Origin of the sequence: Xanthobacter dioxanivorans (genome assembly GCF_016807805.1) — a bacterium.
Taxonomy (GTDB): Bacteria; Pseudomonadota; Alphaproteobacteria; order Rhizobiales; family Xanthobacteraceae; genus Xanthobacter; species Xanthobacter dioxanivorans.
This window is the reverse complement of the sequence record NZ_CP063362.1, coordinates 988,473-1,004,733: the sequence shown is the minus strand read 5'-3', so window position 1 is coordinate 1,004,733 and position 16,261 is coordinate 988,473. Positions and strand designations below refer to the sequence as shown.

Annotated in this window: 12 protein-coding genes; 4 read left to right on the top strand and 8 right to left on the bottom strand. The window is 64.6% G+C overall.

Annotated elements, in window-relative coordinates; genetic code table 11:
• The first annotated feature begins 183 nt into the window (after positions 1-183).
• Positions 184-957, top strand: a complete 774-nt coding sequence (locus EZH22_RS04820; RefSeq protein WP_231711300.1) for an FkbM family methyltransferase — start codon at positions 184-186, stop codon at positions 955-957.
• A 46-nt stretch (positions 958-1,003) separates the two neighbouring features.
• On the opposite strand, the gene EZH22_RS04815 is transcribed toward EZH22_RS04820, so the two are convergent.
• From EZH22_RS04815 to EZH22_RS32340, 8 genes are all read right to left on the bottom strand, one after another.
• The gene (locus EZH22_RS04815) at positions 1,004-1,876 is read right to left on the bottom strand and encodes an FkbM family methyltransferase (protein ID WP_203194625.1); all 873 of its coding nucleotides are present in this window, start codon (positions 1,874-1,876) and stop codon (positions 1,004-1,006) included.
• A gap of 192 nt (positions 1,877-2,068) precedes the next feature.
• Positions 2,069-3,118 carry an acyltransferase family protein gene (locus tag EZH22_RS04810; RefSeq protein WP_203194624.1) on the bottom strand — a complete coding sequence of 350 codons (1,050 nt, stop codon included), beginning with the start codon at positions 3,116-3,118 and terminating at the stop codon, positions 2,069-2,071.
• 29 nt (positions 3,119-3,147) lie between these two features.
• A complete protein-coding gene (locus EZH22_RS04805; RefSeq protein ID WP_203194623.1) occupies positions 3,148-4,608 on the bottom strand; it encodes a hypothetical protein in 1,461 nt (486 codons plus the stop codon).
• On the bottom strand, positions 4,605-5,414 hold the full coding sequence (locus tag EZH22_RS04800; RefSeq protein WP_203194622.1) for a WecB/TagA/CpsF family glycosyltransferase: 810 nt from the start codon (positions 5,412-5,414) through the stop codon (positions 4,605-4,607). The genes EZH22_RS04805 and EZH22_RS04800 overlap by 4 nt, the downstream gene beginning before the upstream one ends.
• Positions 5,415-5,493: 79 nt before the next feature.
• Positions 5,494-6,366, bottom strand: a complete 873-nt coding sequence (locus EZH22_RS04795) for a polysaccharide biosynthesis/export family protein (RefSeq protein WP_203194621.1) — start codon at positions 6,364-6,366, stop codon at positions 5,494-5,496.
• 262 nt (positions 6,367-6,628) lie between these two features.
• Positions 6,629-8,749 carry a GumC family protein gene (locus EZH22_RS04790; RefSeq protein ID WP_203194620.1) on the bottom strand — a complete coding sequence of 707 codons (2,121 nt, stop codon included), beginning with the start codon at positions 8,747-8,749 and terminating at the stop codon, positions 6,629-6,631.
• Positions 8,750-9,180: 431 nt separating this feature from the next.
• Positions 9,181-10,179, bottom strand: a complete 999-nt coding sequence (locus tag EZH22_RS04785; RefSeq protein WP_203194619.1) for a helix-turn-helix transcriptional regulator — start codon at positions 10,177-10,179, stop codon at positions 9,181-9,183.
• Positions 10,172-10,306 (bottom strand): hypothetical protein, encoded by a 135-nt coding sequence (locus EZH22_RS32340; RefSeq protein WP_269902906.1) that lies wholly within the window; start codon positions 10,304-10,306, stop codon positions 10,172-10,174. Before EZH22_RS32340 ends, EZH22_RS04785 begins: the two co-directional genes overlap by 8 nt.
• Positions 10,307-10,532: 226 nt before the next feature.
• On the opposite strand from EZH22_RS32340, the gene EZH22_RS04780 reads away from it, so the two are divergent.
• The 3 genes from EZH22_RS04780 to EZH22_RS04770 all read left to right on the top strand — a co-directional run bounded on the left by EZH22_RS04780 (position 10,533) and on the right by EZH22_RS04770 (position 15,976).
• Positions 10,533-11,468: a formylglycine-generating enzyme family protein gene (locus EZH22_RS04780; RefSeq protein WP_203194618.1), complete on the top strand. Its 936-nt coding sequence runs from the start codon at positions 10,533-10,535 to the stop codon at positions 11,466-11,468.
• Positions 11,452-13,842 carry an arylsulfatase gene (locus tag EZH22_RS04775; protein ID WP_203194617.1) on the top strand — a complete coding sequence of 797 codons (2,391 nt, stop codon included), beginning with the start codon at positions 11,452-11,454 and terminating at the stop codon, positions 13,840-13,842. The genes EZH22_RS04780 and EZH22_RS04775 overlap by 17 nt, the downstream gene beginning before the upstream one ends.
• A 355-nt stretch (positions 13,843-14,197) precedes the next feature.
• Positions 14,198-15,976 (top strand): putative bifunctional diguanylate cyclase/phosphodiesterase, encoded by a 1,779-nt coding sequence (locus EZH22_RS04770; RefSeq protein WP_203194616.1) that lies wholly within the window; start codon positions 14,198-14,200, stop codon positions 15,974-15,976.
• Positions 15,977-16,261 lie beyond the last annotated feature (285 nt).

The window sequence follows — 16,261 nt, the reverse complement described above, 5'->3', positions numbered from 1 at the left end:
CGAAGCGCCAAGCTGCATTGGCCAAGAGGATGGTAATATCACGCCCCTGCGGTGTCCTTGTCTTCTGACTAGCGTCTGGTATGACCGGAGAAGCTACAGCATTCCACCCCATTTCCAGCGCAACGGGGCCGTTCCGGAATGGGGCGTGTACTGACGACATTCAAGGGCATCATCGAGAACCGCATGCCGCGGGTTTTCGCTTTCGTTTGCCCATGGATCGACGAGCACGTGGCGAGAGATCCGGCCAGCGAGATTGGGCTTCTCCCGATGCTGGTGGCGCAAGGCGACACTGTCTGCGACATCGGCGCCAACCGCGGGCTCTTCACCTACTGGCTGCTCAAGGCGGGCGCGCGGGTGTTCGCCTTCGAGCCCAATCCGCGCCTCGCCAGCATTCTGCGCCTGCGGTTTCCCGAGGAACTCGCCTCCGGCCAGCTGAGGCTTTTCGAGACCGCCCTGGGGAGCGGCAGCGGCGAGGCGGTGCTGCGCATTCCGCAGGACATGTCGCCGCTCGCCACCATCGACGGCAATCTCGCCAACGACATGCACGGTCCCGTCGATGACGTTCGGGTGACGCTGGCGCGGCTCGACGCGTGCGTGGACGCCGATGTCAGCTTCATCAAGCTCGATGTGGAAGGCTACGAGAATAAGGTGCTGGAAGGGGCGGCGGGCGTGCTGCGCGCCAGCCGGCCGACCCTGCTGATCGAGGCCGAGGAGCGCCATCGACCCGGCGCGGTGGCCGCCGTGATGCGCATCCTGGAGCCGCTCGGCTATCAGGGCTTCTTCCGCCTGGGCGGGCGCATGCAGCCCATTGCGGCGTTTGATCCGGCCATACACCAGGCGCTCCATGCGCTGGTGCCTGACGGCTCCCGGCCGCGGCGCGGGGCCGTCTATGTCAACAATTTCCTTTTTTCGGCCCGCCCCGCCGTGACCGGCCATCTGCGGCGCTGGACGGCCTGACGTCGACCCACGGCCAGCCAACGTCGGTGTCAGGCCGCGCCGGATGTCACGCCGCCCGATGGGTCGAGCCTTCGCCCAGGACCCGGCCCTGCGGATGGAGGGCGACGTAGTTGCCGAAGTCGGTGGGGCGTGCGGAGAGCGGCTTCAGCGCGCCGTTGTCCTCAAGCTGGAAGAAGTGGTAGCCATGTGCCGCCAGCGCCTTCCAGGCCCCGGCGGTGTCGCCGCCGTCCTTCACCAGGGTGGGGCAGTTCATCTCGAAGATGACGGTCGGGCGGAACGTCTCCAGCGTGCGGGCGGCACCGCCGATCACCCGGTCCTCCGCCCCTTCCACGTCGATCTTGATGCAGTCGACCCGCGTGAGGCCGAGGTCCGCCACGAGGGTGTCCAGGGTGGTGATCTCCACCTCCTCGCTGTCCGTGCTCGTGCCGTCGTTGATGAGGGAGAAGGCCTGGGGATCGTCGCCCAGGGGATTGTGAAACAACACCGCCTTCCCGACCGTGTCGGAAATGGCCTTGGGCACGATCGTGACGTTCTTGAAGCCGTTGAGGGCGAGGTTCTGCGTAAGCTGGAGGCCGGCATCGGCCCCGGGCTCCGCCGCCACCACGCGACTGGCGATGGTGGCGGCCTTCAGCGTGAACAGGCCGATGTTGGCGCCCACGTCCACGAACACGTCACCCGGCCGCACGAATTTGTCGAGATAGCGGACCTCGGGCTCCACGCTGTCGCGCAGGAGGTAGACCGAAGTGGTGGTGAAGCGCAGGTCGGCCGGAAGCTTGAGGCGTGCGCCGGGGGTGATCTCGGCGATGGGGCTGCGGCCGAAGGCGACGTGCAAGGCCAGGGAAATCGCCCGCCCGGTCACCGTCAGCGGGGCTTCGCGAAATGCCGGTTCGTTCACGAGCTTCTTCACCCGTCTCAACATCTCGCAGCCCCCTCAACTCTCTGAACCGATCGACGGTCGAACAACGCTGGCACCGTGGCCGCCCTTCCGCGCCTTCCGCAGGGGCGCGGCGCGCGAGCGGCCACGAAGGCCGGAATAGACAGACCTTGCCGGACTTCGGCAAGGCTTGAAAGGGCCCTTCGGTCGAAAAAGGCTGCCTCGGGGGACGTCGTGTCAGCTCCGCCCTTCCGGAGCGGCCTTGCGGGCGGGCCGCTTCTCGCTCATCAGGCGCAGGAGCGGGCGCTCCACCAGCAGATGGACCACGACGGAGACCACGATCGCTGCGCCTACCGCCGTCACCGCGCAGGCGATGTAGAGGGCCGGCCCCTGCAACGCCAGCTGCGGGGAGAGCCGAACGAACACCTGGCCCACGGCGGACAGCACCATGCCGTGAACCAGGTAGAGCGAATAGGAGGCATCCCCCAGCAAGGCGAGGAGGCCGACCCGGGGCACGGGCCGGGACCGTTCCAGCACCAGGGCGCCAACCACCACCATGGCCGCCGGGATGCCCCAGCGGAGCATGCGGGTCTCAGGTGGCACGTCGCCTTGCGAGAGCAGGGAGACGAAGCCGCACCCCATCAGCACCCAGCCCCATCCGCGCCCGATCGTCGGACCCTTGAGGTACCAGAGGCCGATCGCGAGGCCGAAAACGAACTCCAACATGATGGGAGATGTGTAGAAGGCGAAGAACGGGTTGTCGCCGGGCGCGGCGATGCCGAGGAGGGCGAGGCCGGCGATCGCCAGGCTCACTGCCGGTAGCCTCTGCCGCTGCGGCAGCAGCAGGGCCATGCCCCACAAGAGGTAGAAGAACATCTCGTAGTTGAGTGTCCATCCCGGAACCACAAGCGGCTCCAAGGTGCCGAGCACCGGGTGCCGGGCCGGCAGGAAAAGGTAGGAGGCGATGATGTGCCAGGTCTCGGCCCGTCCGCTCTTCACCAGCTGCGGCGCGAGCAGCAGCAAGGCGAGGCTCGCGGTGGTGACGATCCAGTACAGGGGGGCGATGCGCACGAGCCGCTTGTGATAGAAGCTGGCCGTGTAGCCGGTCCGACCGTAGGTGGTGACCAGCATCAGGAAGCCCGAGAGCACGAAGAAGATATCGACGCCCGCGGCGCCGGACTGCGGCCAGGGCGCGATAAGACCGAGCCGCTGCAGCGGCGCTCCGAGATGGAACACCACCACCATCAGGCTGGCGAGCGCCCGCAGGACTTGCAGCGATTCAAGCATGGGCGCCTCGGGTGCGGCTGCGCACGGCTTCAGCCCGCGCTCCTTGGGGCCCCGGCGCGGCCCAGCGTGACATGACGGGTGGCATGGCTGTTTCCCAGGGTTCGACTGATGCCGCGGTGCAGTGGTCCGCGCGATGCGGGAGGGCATGGCGTCCTGCGCCGCTGCCGATCCAGATGGACGATGAGCGCCATCACCACGCCGAGTTCGCCAGGGGTGAACACCACCGAATAGACGGCCGAGCTGACGAGCAGATACAGCACGTAGTCGGCGAGGGCGAGGGTGAAGGCGTCCGCAAGGTCGCGTGTCAGGCGGAAGACGTAGATGAAGCACCAGATGTAGAGCACGGCGAGGAGCGCTGCCCCGATCACCCCGTACTCGAAGATCACGCCGATCCAGCCCAGGTCGGCGATGAAGAACTGGTCGTTGCCGAAGATGTCGTTGAGCGTGGTGGTGCTGAAGCGGGTGGTGGCGCCCACGCCGAACGTCCAGCGCATGGGATCGTCACCGAGGAAGGCGAAGGCCAGCGCCGACGAATTCTGCCGCACCGACAGCGAGGCGCCGAGCGCGTCCTTCGCCCCGTCCAGGGAGCCGCCGGAGAACAGGCCGAGCTTGTAGGCGATGAAGACAATGCCGGCCGCCATCCCCAGCAATGCCGCGCCGAAGATGATGCGCCGCGCCTTCGGTGGCAGAGACATGGTCATCCCGTACGCAACCACCACCACCGCGGCCGCGATGGCGGCGCGCTGCTTGAAGATGAACAGCATGGGCAGGAAGGCGAGGGCGATGGCGAGGGCAAACAGCACGTTGCGCCGCAGGATGAACGAGCGCGCGAGGAAGAACACGAGGATCATGCCGAAGAACATCGGCATGTAGACGCGATAGCCGCGTTCGAGGTCGTACAGCAGCAGCTTGCTGTCCGCGGGATTGTTCGCGTACCAGGAGGTGGGCGCGGCCAGATAGATGAGGACCATCAGGACGAAGGTCGCAGCGCCGAAGGCCAGGACCACCTTGCGGATGCTCGTCACCGGCACGGCCAGCAGCGCGAGCATGGCCGACAGGCTGAAGTAATAGGTGAAGGGCCAGGCTTTGATGGTGGTGGTGAGCGCGTCGAGGAAGCCATTGCCCAGCTGGATCATGGAGACCAGCGGCGTGAAGCCGAGCGCATAGGCTAGCACCACGAGGAACATGCCGCCCACCGGCAGTTTCATCCGGGCCATGGCGTAGAGCGCCAGCGGCAGGGTCAGGAACGGCCAGCCCTTGGACAGGAGGTAAGGTGGGGGATACTCATTGAGATAATAGAAGACCTGCGCGAACAGCGGCAGGGTGGCGGCGAAGACCAGTTTGGCGAACAGCACCGCGCCGTGGTTCAGGCCCGCATCCGCGGGGGAGAACGCGACCGCCGCGCGCCGCAGCGGCATCACCACGCGGGGGCGCGCGACAGAGGCGCTGGCGCTGGTGCCGGGCGGGCCTGCCGCGCCATCCGCCATCATGCGGGGTCCGCGCCGGAGCGTTTCATCCCGTAGGCGGCGGGATCGCGTTTCGCCTTCGCTGCGATCCGGAAGATGGGCAGGGAATCGACGAACACCCGCTCGATGTGGGTCCCCGGGCTCTGGATCAGCCGGTACAGCCACTCCAGCCCGAGCCGGCGGAAGGCAGGGCTCGCCCGCTGCACGAGGCCGGTGAGGAAGTTGAGGGCGCTGCCGACGCAAAGGCCGGTGCCCACCGCCCTGCCGCGCGCACGGATCATGTGGGCGAGGTATTCCGAGCGGGGCGCCCCCGCCACCAGGAACACGTAGCGCGCGGGATGCTCCTCCACGAAGCGGATGGCCGCCTCCACCGCCGCGGGATCGTCGATGAAGCCCATGGGCGGCACATGCAGGTTGAGCGTGCGGATGCCGTAGCGCTCCACGAGGCGCCGCTTCATCTCTTCGCTCCCGCCGATCACGGTCACCGCATCGTCCGGCCCGATGACGTGCTCGAACAGATACGTGGTCAGGTCGCTGCCCGGGCAGAGCGGAATATCGAGGCCGAAGAGGTTGCGGGCCAGCCAGTGGGGCACCGAGCCGTCCAGCGTGTGCAGGCCGGCGGCGGCCAGCGCCGCCACGAAGCGCGGGTCGTCGTGCTCGTTGAGCCGCACCAGGTGCGAGGCGTTGGACGTGACCACGTAGCTGAACGGCGCGCCCGGCGCGCGCCCGGCGATCGCCTGCGCGGCGCCGGGGACGTCGAGGCAGGCAAACGGCACCTTGAGGAAGGTCTGCGTCCGGACGGCAGAAGCCGGGTCGAACTCCGCAAGCATCTTGGGTCCAAGCCTCTTCGGGCGCCGTGTCCGTTCGCGGCGCGGGAACTGCACGGTACCGGGGCGCGCCGCCGCAAGGTTACTGCAGGAACGAGCTTGCGCCGCCGGTCTGAGTGTAGGAACCGATCGTATAGCTGAACTGGCGCTGGAACGGCACCACCTTGGTGATGAACTGGTCGATCCAGAGATTGACCTCGGCAATGGACGAGCGCGGCACGTAGATGATGTCGCCGCTCACCAGCGGCACGTCGTTGGCGTCGAAGCCGGTCTGGATCACGTCGCGCACGTTGATGAGGCGCAGCATGGGCTCGTTGTTGGGGCCGCGGCGGATGAGCGCCACCTGCCCGGTGCGCGATTCCTCGGTGAAGCCGCCGGCCTGAAGGATGCCCTGCAGCACGCTGGTGCCCATGTCGGCAAGCCGGAAGGCGCCGGGATGCGCCACCGTGCCGCCCACATAAATGCGGGCCGAGACCGCCTCCTCCAGCGAGACCACGACCTTCTGGTCCGTCAGTTCCTTGCGGGACTCGCGGCGGATGTATTCCTGGATGCCGGACAGCGTGCTTCCTTCCACCCGGATCTGGCCGATGGCGCGGGGCGCGACCGACCCGTCGGGGCTGACGGTGAGGTCCTCGTCCATCTCGCGGGTGATGAAATACTTGACCTTGATCTTGTCGCCGGGACCCAGGCGATAGCTCGGCACCTGATCGGTCCAGGGCTTGAAGCGGTCGGAATTCAGTTCGGTGAAACGCAGCTCGTGCCCGGTGGTGAACGGCTCCGTGCCTGTGCTCTGCGAGGTGGCGATGGCAGCGCAGCCATTGAGCAGGAGGCTGATCCCCGCGATGGCCACCCCGATGCGCCAGGCGGCGGGCCCGCGGCCGCGGGTCGCGGAGCGGATCATGTCCGGTGCCGTGCCGCGAGCGGTGTCCACCCCGTCGCACTCTGGCAAGACCATCGACGAACCCCCGCAACGAATCATAAGCAAATGGTTAACGCGCAGGTGATCATGTTTCGGCCGCCTTGTGAGGAGGCGTCAACAGAGGAATCTGCGGCGAGAACCGTCGAACGTGGTAAAACCACCCTAAAGGCGCATGGTTAACGATCGCTTATTGACGGTATCGGACCGCTCACTAAGCTGCAAAATGTCGGTGCTTCAAAAACTTAAGGGGCGCCATCGCGCCCCTTTTCTTTCGGCGACAGCGGCTTTGTGCGCTGGCCTACGCGCGGCGATAGAGCCACTGCGGCAGGTAATAGCGTCTGCCGAGGAAGATGAATCCGAACAGCAGCCCGCCGCTTTCGACCACCGAATCACGCAGATGAATGGCGGCGGGCTTGCGGGTGCGCTCGGCCTGCACCGCCATGATGTTGCCGTCCACCAGCTGACAGAAGCGCTGGGTCACGAGCGAGGCGCGCGGCAGGTTGGAGCAGACGACGATGCAGTCGAACGCCTGCTTCAGCTCGGCCATCATCAACTCGGCCTCGGCGATGGGCAGGCGGATGTCGAGCAGGGGAGAGCGCTCCACATCCGCGGCGGCCCACAGCAGCGGCACCGGCGTGCCGGTCACGGCGATGCCGCCGCGCACTTCACCGCCGCCGGCATCCAGCGGATACGGGGTCGTTGAGCACAGGTCCACCAGCAGCGTGCGCTTTTGCCGCTGCCGGGCGAACTCCTCGGCCAGGCGCCGGGCGAACCAGGGCAAAGCGTCGTCCGCGTCGGGGGAGAGCAAGTGCATGGCCCGCAACGGCTCGTCGTCGATGCGCGTGTCGAGCAGCATGGTGGCGCAACTGCCGATCGCCCGTTCGGTGGCGAGGCTTTCGGGCTGCTCCGCATCCTCGTCGAGAACCGCGATCGCCGGCATGCCGAGCACGCGCTCGGCCTCGCTCGGCATGATGAAGGAGGTGCGCAGCGTCGAGGTGATGGCCCCGGCCGCGGCGCCGAACAATAGCCCGGCGAACAGGCCCGCCGCCAGCAGCGGCAGCGCCAGTGAGCGCTTGGTGACGGCGGAGCCTGCCTCCTGCACCACCCGCACCGACGATTGGCGAGACTGGGCTGCCGCCTCCTCGATGGAGGCCGCGACGGCCCGGCGCTGATACTCGCGGAAGCCTTCGCTCAGCGAGTCACGCTTGCGGTTGAGCTCGATCAGCGGTGTCTCGGCGGCGCGCAAGGCGGAAAGCCGCTCCTCCGCCACCCGCTGCTGCTGCACCAGCTCCCCTTTCTGACGGGAGAGCGAATCCTGCTCGACCCTGAGGCTCAGGATCATGTTCTGGATGTAGTTGACCTGAGGATTGCGGACCGCGCGGTCGGTGGAATAGCGGCGCTCGGAACGGCTCTTGATGCGCGCCCGTATGGTCACGATCTGCCGTTCAAGGTCGCGCAGCAACTGGCTGCCGGGGGCATACTGGGAGGCGATGCGGTCGCGCTCCAGCAGCAGCTTGCTGAGCGTGTTGTTGTCCTCGTCTCCGGGCAGGGCGTCGGTCTTCTCGGAGAAGTCGAAGACGGAGTCGGGCAAGGCGGCGAGTTGCTTCTCGGCCTCGGTCAGCTGGGCGGTGACCGCCACCTCGCGCTCGGCCACCTGGCGGCGGCGCTGCAGGATGCCGTCCACCTGGTTGGCGGCGAGGATGGCGTCCTGGCTGAACTCGATGATGCCGGCCTTGGCCTTGAGCTTCTCGATCTCGGCATCGACCGTGCTGAGGTCGCGGCTGAAGCGGGTGACCTCCAGGTTCAGGATCTTGGCGGTGGGGTTTTCAAACAGGCGTCGCCGCGCCGCGAGATAGTTCTTCACCAGCGCGTCGGCGGCCTCCACCGCCAGGTCGCGGTCGGGATTGGTGAAGCTCACGCGGATCACGTTGGAATCCGACAGGACGGATGCACGCACGCTCGCCTGAAAGCGTTCCACCGCCTTGTCCAACACGTCCTTGTCGGAGCTGAACAGTCGGGTGATGGCCGAAAACCGGCCCGGGGGGAACAGGCGGTCGGCGCCCACCTGTTCCACCGTGGCGCGGGCGACATCCGCGCTCTCGATGATCTGCACCTCCGACTCGACCTGCTTCAGTCCCTCGATGCTGAGCACGGAGGGGCCGGTGTCGGTCACGTTCTGGGAGTTGGAGACCTCGCGGCTCACGATGACCATGAGCAGGCTGGAGGCGGTGTACTCGGTTCGGCTCGTCACCGCCGCGCCCACGCCCACGGCGAACGGCAGGAGCGCCGCCAGCAGCACGACCCGGATATGATAGAAGGTGGCGATCAGGAGGTCGCGCAGGGTGAACCCGAGGGGGGCGGTCCCGGTATCCGGAGCCGTGTCCGTGGCGCCCGGCTGCGCCGCGTGCGGCATCAACATGCTTCCCCCTGATTGCTCCGCGACGCGGGTCGGCACTGAGGTCATCGCTTGCCGCCCCCGCTCCGAAGCGGCCGGCGCCCCGCGTCTTGCGTGGCGTTGCCGGCCCGGCGCTGCGGCTCAGGCGGACGATGACGCCGTGAGACTGCAGCGGTGCCATTACTTTAGCGTTAACCACGGGTTTCCGCCGCCCCTCCCCACTCAATAAGTTGGAGGCGATAAGCGATCGGATGGAAAACCGGTCCTGTCGGTCCGGTCAGCGAATCGTCCCTCGGGCGTTTCCCGTTTCACGGTATCGGGAAACGCATTTCTTCACGCGAATCGGTCTCCACTTCGCTCGAAAGCGCCCTAGGTGTTTAGTCCCAGCATGTCATGGTTTGACCGGCGCCAGCGGTGCGGCGCGGATGCCCGGGACAATTCCTGGGGTCAATCCGCTAGCCAAGGCGCGACAGCTCACGAAACTGACGCGGCGTCACGCCTGAGATTCGTCGGAAGGCGCGACTAAAATGCGCAGGGTCCGTGTAGCCGGAGGAAAAGGCGACGTCGATGATCTTGCAATCGCTGTCGCGCAGCAGCCGGCTCGCATTCTCGTACCTGACCGTGTCGAGGAGGTCCGAATAGGACAGGCCGACATGGGCGAGCCTTCGTTGAAGCGTCCGCGCGCTGACGCCCGCAATCTCGGCGACGTCGGCAAGGGCCGTGGTGCCCTCGTCGAGATAGGCGGGCAGCATCAGCTTGAGCAGATCGACGATGTCATAGGCGGAAGGGCCGTCTTCATTGTCGCGCGGCGACGCAAACGAGGCGGTCGAACGGTTGGGGAGGCCGAGCAACGTGATCGGCAGGCTAATCCAGGCGGCATGCTGGCCTGACAGAAACCGCACATTCGGCCAGCAGGATCGCGTCGCCGGGCTCGGCGCATAAGACGACTCGAAGGCGATCGCCGTCGGCATCCAGTCAGGCCCCGCGAATTGCCGGACAATGTGGATCGGGAAAATATTCTGGATCCATTGCGCGTATTTCAGATGCAGTCGCCCCGTCCCGGCAAGCCGGCTGCAGACTCGCACATGATCGGCGCCATGTTCGATCCACATGCTGAGGATGGTGTCTTCTCGCGACGCCCAATAGCAGGCGTGCCGGAGCGCGACGAGCAGCGTCGGAGAGTGCGCGATCAGGGCCCGCGTCTTTTCTCTCATATGGGAGAAATGCAGGCGTTGGGCGGCGAGAAAGCCGAAATCCGCGATGCCCTGGGTTCTCTGGGCAGTCTCGACGAAGTGCAGCGCCGGCAGGAGCGGCAAATAGAGATCGCTCTTTTCGGCCAGAGACGAGGGCAGCCGGGACCGCTCCAGGAGCGTCTCCGTCGGAGCGCCGATATCGTCGAGGATGCTGACGAAGGGCAGCAGGAACTGGCCGCGTGTCAAAGGAATATCAGCCATCTGACCTCGCCGCGATCACCGCGTTGACGCCTTTCACAAGGCCGAATCCCAAGACATTCGCGACCGCAGGGTTGAAGACTACCCGGTGGCGATTGTCGCGAAAAGGCAAGACGGGCAGGTTGGCCATGCTCGAAAATCTCGCAGTCGAATTCGCTTGCCGATCTGGCCGCGATCGCGTGTTGCAGCGCCCCGAAGCGCGCACCGCCGAGGCCGCGGCTCTGTCCGGGCAGTGATGGCGTGGTCCCGTTGGCTCACGCGTGTGCTGGCCTTCGTGATGCAAGTGGGCGGGAAGGCTGGCAATGCAGGCAGGGACGGTTCAGGCGAGGGCGTCGTTGGAGCGAGCGCGCGATGGCATGATCTTCGTGCCTGCCGGAAGCTTCTGGATGGGATCCGATCATCATTACCCCGAAGAGAGGCCGGCCCATCGCGTGAGCGTCGACGGCTTCTTCATCGACGAGACCCCTGTCACCAACGCACAGTTTGCCGAGTTCGTGGCAGCCGCCGGATATCGCACGTTTGCCGAATTCGCGCCCGACCCTCGCGACTATCCCGGCATCTTGCCGGAGATGCTGTATGCGGGGTCGCTCGTCTTCCGGGAGCCTGCCGGGCGGGTCGATCTCCACGACTGGTCGCAATGGTGGACTTTTCTCAAGGACGCCAATTGGCGCCAGCCCCATGGGCCGCACAGCGGCCTGGCCGGACTGGACGATCATCCCGTTGTCCACGTCACCTACCACGACGCACGGGCCTATGCTCGATGGAAGGGCAAGGATCTGCCGACGGAAGCCGAATGGGAGTTCGCCGCCCGCGGGGGGCTCGACCGGGCGGAATATGCCTGGGGATCGGAACTGAGCCCCGATGGCCGCTACATGGCCAATACTTGGCAAGGATCGTTTCCGAAGGTCAATCGCAAGCTCGACGGATACGCCCGCACTTCGCCCGTAAAGGCCTTTCCGCCCAACGGATACGGTCTCTACGACATGATCGGGAACGTCTGGGAGTGGACGTCCGACTGGTTCGCCCCGAAACACGAAGCGGACGCGACGAAAGCCTGCTGCATCCCCAAAAACCCGCGCGGGGGGCCTGAGGCCGCCAGCTACGACCCGTGTCTCCCCCAGATCAAAATTCCGCGGAAGGTCTTGAAGGGCGGGTCGCATCTGTGCGCTCCGAACTACTGCCGCCGCTACCGACCCGCAGCGCGCCATGCGGAGGCGATCGATACGTCAACGAGCCATGTCGGGTTCAGGTGTGTTGTTCGAAATGGAGAAATGAATGAAACGGTCTCCTAGTCACCCATTTCGAGCGCGCTGGTTGGGCGTGAGCACGACGCTGCTGATGTTGGGAGCGCCAGCAGCGGCCCCGGCCCAGGAATCGCTGCCGTTCCCGCTGACGCCCTCGGGGAGCAAGGCTGGTCCGACGATCGCGGAGTCGACCTACAGCCCCTTGCCGGTGAAGTCGCACTTGCCCGCCAATGCACCCAACATCGTCGTCATCATGCTCGACGACGTCGGCCCGGCGCTGCCGAGCACCTTCGGCGGCGTGATCGATACACGCACGTTGAGCCGCGTCGCCGGTGACGGGATCACCTATAACCGCTTCCACAATGCCGCCATGTGCTCGCCCACTCGCGCGGCGCTGCTGACCGGGCGCAATCACCATCGCGTCGGCTACGGCCAGATCGCCGAACTGGCAAACGACTGGGACGGCTATTCCGGCCGGATCCCGCGCACATCGGCGACCGCGGCGAAGGTCCTCGGCTATTATGGCTACGCGACGAGCGCCTTCGGAAAATGGCACAACACGCCGGCCAACGAGACCACGGCCGTCGGCCCCTATACGAACTGGCCGGCGGGCCAGGGGATCGGCTTCGACTACTTCTACGGCTTTCTTGCCGGAGAATCCTCGCAATGGGAGCCTGCGGTCGTCGAGAATACGGTTCGCGTGAATCCCTCCGAAGGGAAGAAGGAATACCACTTCACCGAGGACATGACCGACAAGGCGGTTTCATGGATGAAGCAGATCCATGCGCTGACGCCGGATCGGCCCTTCTTCATGTATTGGGCGCCGGGGGCCTCTCATGGCCCGCATCACATTTTCAAGGAGTGGGCGAACAAATATGAGGGCAAGTTCGACGAGGGCTGGGACGTCATGCGCGAGCGCGTCTTCGCCCGCCAGAAGGAACTCGGCTGGATCCCGAAAGACACCGAGCTGACGCCGCGACCGAAGACGCTTGCCGCGTGGGCCGATATTCCCGAGGACGAAAAGCCGTTCCAGCGTCGGCTCATGGAAGTGTTCGCCGGATACACCGAGCACGCCGATGCGCAGGCCGGCCGGTTGATCGATGCCCTGGACGAGCTCGGCATCCGCGACAACACGCTGGTCTTCTACATCTGGGGCGACAACGGCTCGAGCGCCGAAGGTCAGAACGGCACGATCAGCGAACTCCTGGCGCAGAACGGCATTCCTTCCGACGTGAAGGATCACATTCGCACCATGAACGAGCTCGGCGGTCTGGACGTGCTCGGCTCGCCCAAGGTCGACAACATGTACCATGCCGGCTGGGCTTGGGCGGGCTCCACTCCGTATCGCTCGACGAAGCTGATCGCGGCGCATTTCGGCGGAACGCGCACGCCGCTCGCCGTGTCCTGGCCAAGCCGGATCAAGCCCGACAAGACACCGCGTCCGCAGTTCCATCACGTCAACGATATCCTGCCGACGATCTACGACGTCCTGCACATCAAGCCGCCCAAGCTTGTCGACGGGGTCACCCAGGATCCGCTCGACGGCACCAGCATGACCTATTCCTTCACATCCCCGATGGAGCCGGACCACAAGAAGGAACAGTATTTCGAGGTCATGGGCAGCCGCGCCTACTACAAGGACGGCTGGATCGCGTCCGCCTTCGGGCCGAGAGTGCCTTGGCAAGCAGGTGTCGATCCTTCAATCATGACATGGACGCCCAAGAACGACGTCTGGGAGCTTTACGATCTCAAGAAGGATTTTTCGCAGGCGAAGGACTTGGCCGCTACCAATCCCGGCAAGCTCGATGAGCTGAAAAAGGCGTTCGAGGTGAGCGCGAAAGCCAACAAGGCCTATCCCATCGGCGGAGGACTGTGGTCGGCTGTCTTTCACCCGGAAGACGCACCATCCAATCCTGCCAAGGTGTTCGAGTTCACCCAAGAGGTCATTGCGGTCCCGGAATTCACCGCGCCGCAGCTCGGATCGCGTAGCAACCTCGTCATCATCGATGCCGATCTGCAGGCGAACTCGAAGGGGGTGCTTTACGCGCTTGGCGCCGTCTCGGGCGGCGTCGCGTTGTGGGTTGAGAACGGCAAGCTCAGCTACGAGTACAACCTCTTCGAGGTCGAGCGGACGCGGCTGGAAAGCTCATCCCCCCTCCCGACTGGGAAGGTCAAGATCGAGGTCGAAACTCGCAAGGCCAACGGGGTACGCCCCGCGCCTCTCGACATCGTTGTCCGCGTGGACGGCAAGGAGGTAGCCAAAGGCCGCGTCTCGCGCTCGACCGCGATCGGGTTCACCGCCAACGATGCCTTCGACGTTGGCCGGGACAGCTATTCACCCGTCTCGCTTGCCTATTTTGACCGTAAGCCATTCGTGTTCAATGGCAAGATCCAGCGCCTGAAGGTCGAGTATCTGGATTGAGCGCCGACCACCCGGAGACGGCGAGCACGATCTTCGCCGCCTCCTTTCGGGATTCCGACAGCGCGGAAACTTCACTCTTCGGAGCAGTGAGGAGGCCATCCCGGCGGAAGCCGCGGCTGAATCACGAAAGGAACGTGATGATGAGACGAGTTGCTTTTGCCGCTGCACCTTCGACGCCGCTGGCTCCGGCCAAACGGAGGCGTGGCAGTTGAAATGATGAAAACGGCTCGACTGTCTCGCGAGTACCAAATCTCGGACCTTCTCCTCTAGCTTCCAGGCCAGACGTGATATCGTGATCCAGCCGGTAGAAGATCCTCCACGAAAATCGGTCTAATATCGACCAGAGATGGTTGTCATGCCGCATCTTGAGCATATGCTAGAAGACATTTCGGCCAAGAAGCGCTCGATCTCTCAAATAAAATCGGACGATCATTTCATTCGCGATGCAATCGATAGTACTATAATCGTAATATCAACAGATGTAAGCGGAATAATAACCTGCGTCAGTCGTAAATTTTGCGAGATGAGTGGATATTCCGAAGAGGAATTGATCGGCTCCAATCATCGGCTTCTCAAGTCCGGCGAGCACGACACGGCGTTCTTGCGGGGCATGTACCGTCAGATCGTACGCGGCAGAATCTGGCACGGGGAGATTTGCAATCGCCATAAGGACGGGTCGCTCTACTGGGTCTACGCAAGCATCGTTCCGCATATCTGCGAGCGCGGGAAGATCAACGGCTACACCTCAATCTGGTTCGATATCGCGGCGCGTAAGCTGCTGGAGGAGGAGCTGCGCGCGAGTAAGGAGGACCTCGAGCGACTCGCCAGCATTGATCCCCTGACGAATCTGGAGAACCGCAGGCGGTTCCAAGAACACATCAGTTCGCTGGTCCATGAGTATCCGCGCACAAAGCGCGAATTTCACCTCGCGCTTCTCGACGTCGACAGGTTCAAGGAGGCCCACAATACCTTTGGTCATCCGGCCGGAGACGATCTTCTCAAAATGGTAGCGACACGCCTGCGCGCGATCGCTGACGAGCACCTGCTCATTTCCCGCCTGGGCGGAGATGAATTCGGGCTGATCTTGACGGCCTGTTCGAGTGAACAGGCGAATGCTGTCTTAGAGGCGGCATTAGAGGTGATCCGCCAGCCCATGCTGATCGCCGGCACGTCGCGACGCTATTCGGCGAGCCTTGGCTTCGCGACTTTCCCGATGCACGCCGAGGATGGCGCCGACCTGCTCAAGGCCGCGGGCCTGGCTCTCCATCACGCCAAGATGAATGGCCGGGACTGTATCGAGAGCTTCCAGCCGCAGTTCCGAGATGTCGCCGAAAGGAGAGCGTTGCTTTTGGCCGAGGTTGAAGGCGGCCTTCGGCAGGGCGCCTTCGAATTCCACTATCAACCCATCGTTCCGGTCGCGGAGCACAATCCGGTTTCGCTCGAAGCGTTGATGCGCTGGCGCCACCCGCAACAAGGCCTGCTGTCGCCCGCCGGCTTCCTGGAGGGCTTCGCCGACCAACAGGTTCGCACCGCCTTCGGCACGTACATGCTGAAGAAGGTATTCGGCGACGTTGCTGCATTCCAGACGTACGGGCTCACGATCGGCCGCGTCGCGCTCAACTTGACTAGCTCCGACTTCCAATCGGATGCTTTTCTGGATCATTTTTTCAACCTCAGCGCAGGAACCGGCATTCCGCTGTCCAGTTTCTGCGCCGAGGTGACCGAAGGAATGTTTCTGGGAGCGAATCAGAAGCGTGTCGAGTGGGGCCTTCACCGTCTCCATGAAGCCGGAGTCGAAATCGCCCTCGATGATTTCGGAACGGGCTTTGCCTCGCTCACGCATCTACGCCAGCTTCCGATCGATCGCTTGAAAATCGACCGCAGCTTTGTCGCCAACATGGTCTTGTCAAACGAGGATCAGGCCATCGTCCGCGGGGTGATCGATATTGCCCATGGCCTGGGTGCGGTCGTTACCGCTGAAGGAGTCGAGACCGTCGAGCAGGTCGAACTTCTGACCGATCTGGGCTGTGACATGCTGCAGGGTTGGTATTTCGGTAAGGCTTGCGCAGCCGAACGCTTGCCCTCGCTTCTCAGTGCCATGCCTGATTGCCGAATACGGCGGCCTGAAGTTTAGGCGCCTCTCATGGTGGCGGCTTGTCGCTCGATCAAAACGCGCTCGAGCAAAAAATTCGTATGTCGCCCGTGAGTCCCGGAAATCCGTCACCAGGCTGCTGCGCAACCCGGCGCCTCGCCGCGATCGCCGCTGACGCTTTTTACAACGCCGAATCTCGGGGGGTTCGCTACCGGCGGGGGAGAATAGCGGCGCGCGATTGGCGCGAAATGGCAAGACGGGCAGGCTGGCCATGCGCGAAATGCCTACAACGACATCCGTCGGCCGATCGGGCTGCGATCGCGTGCG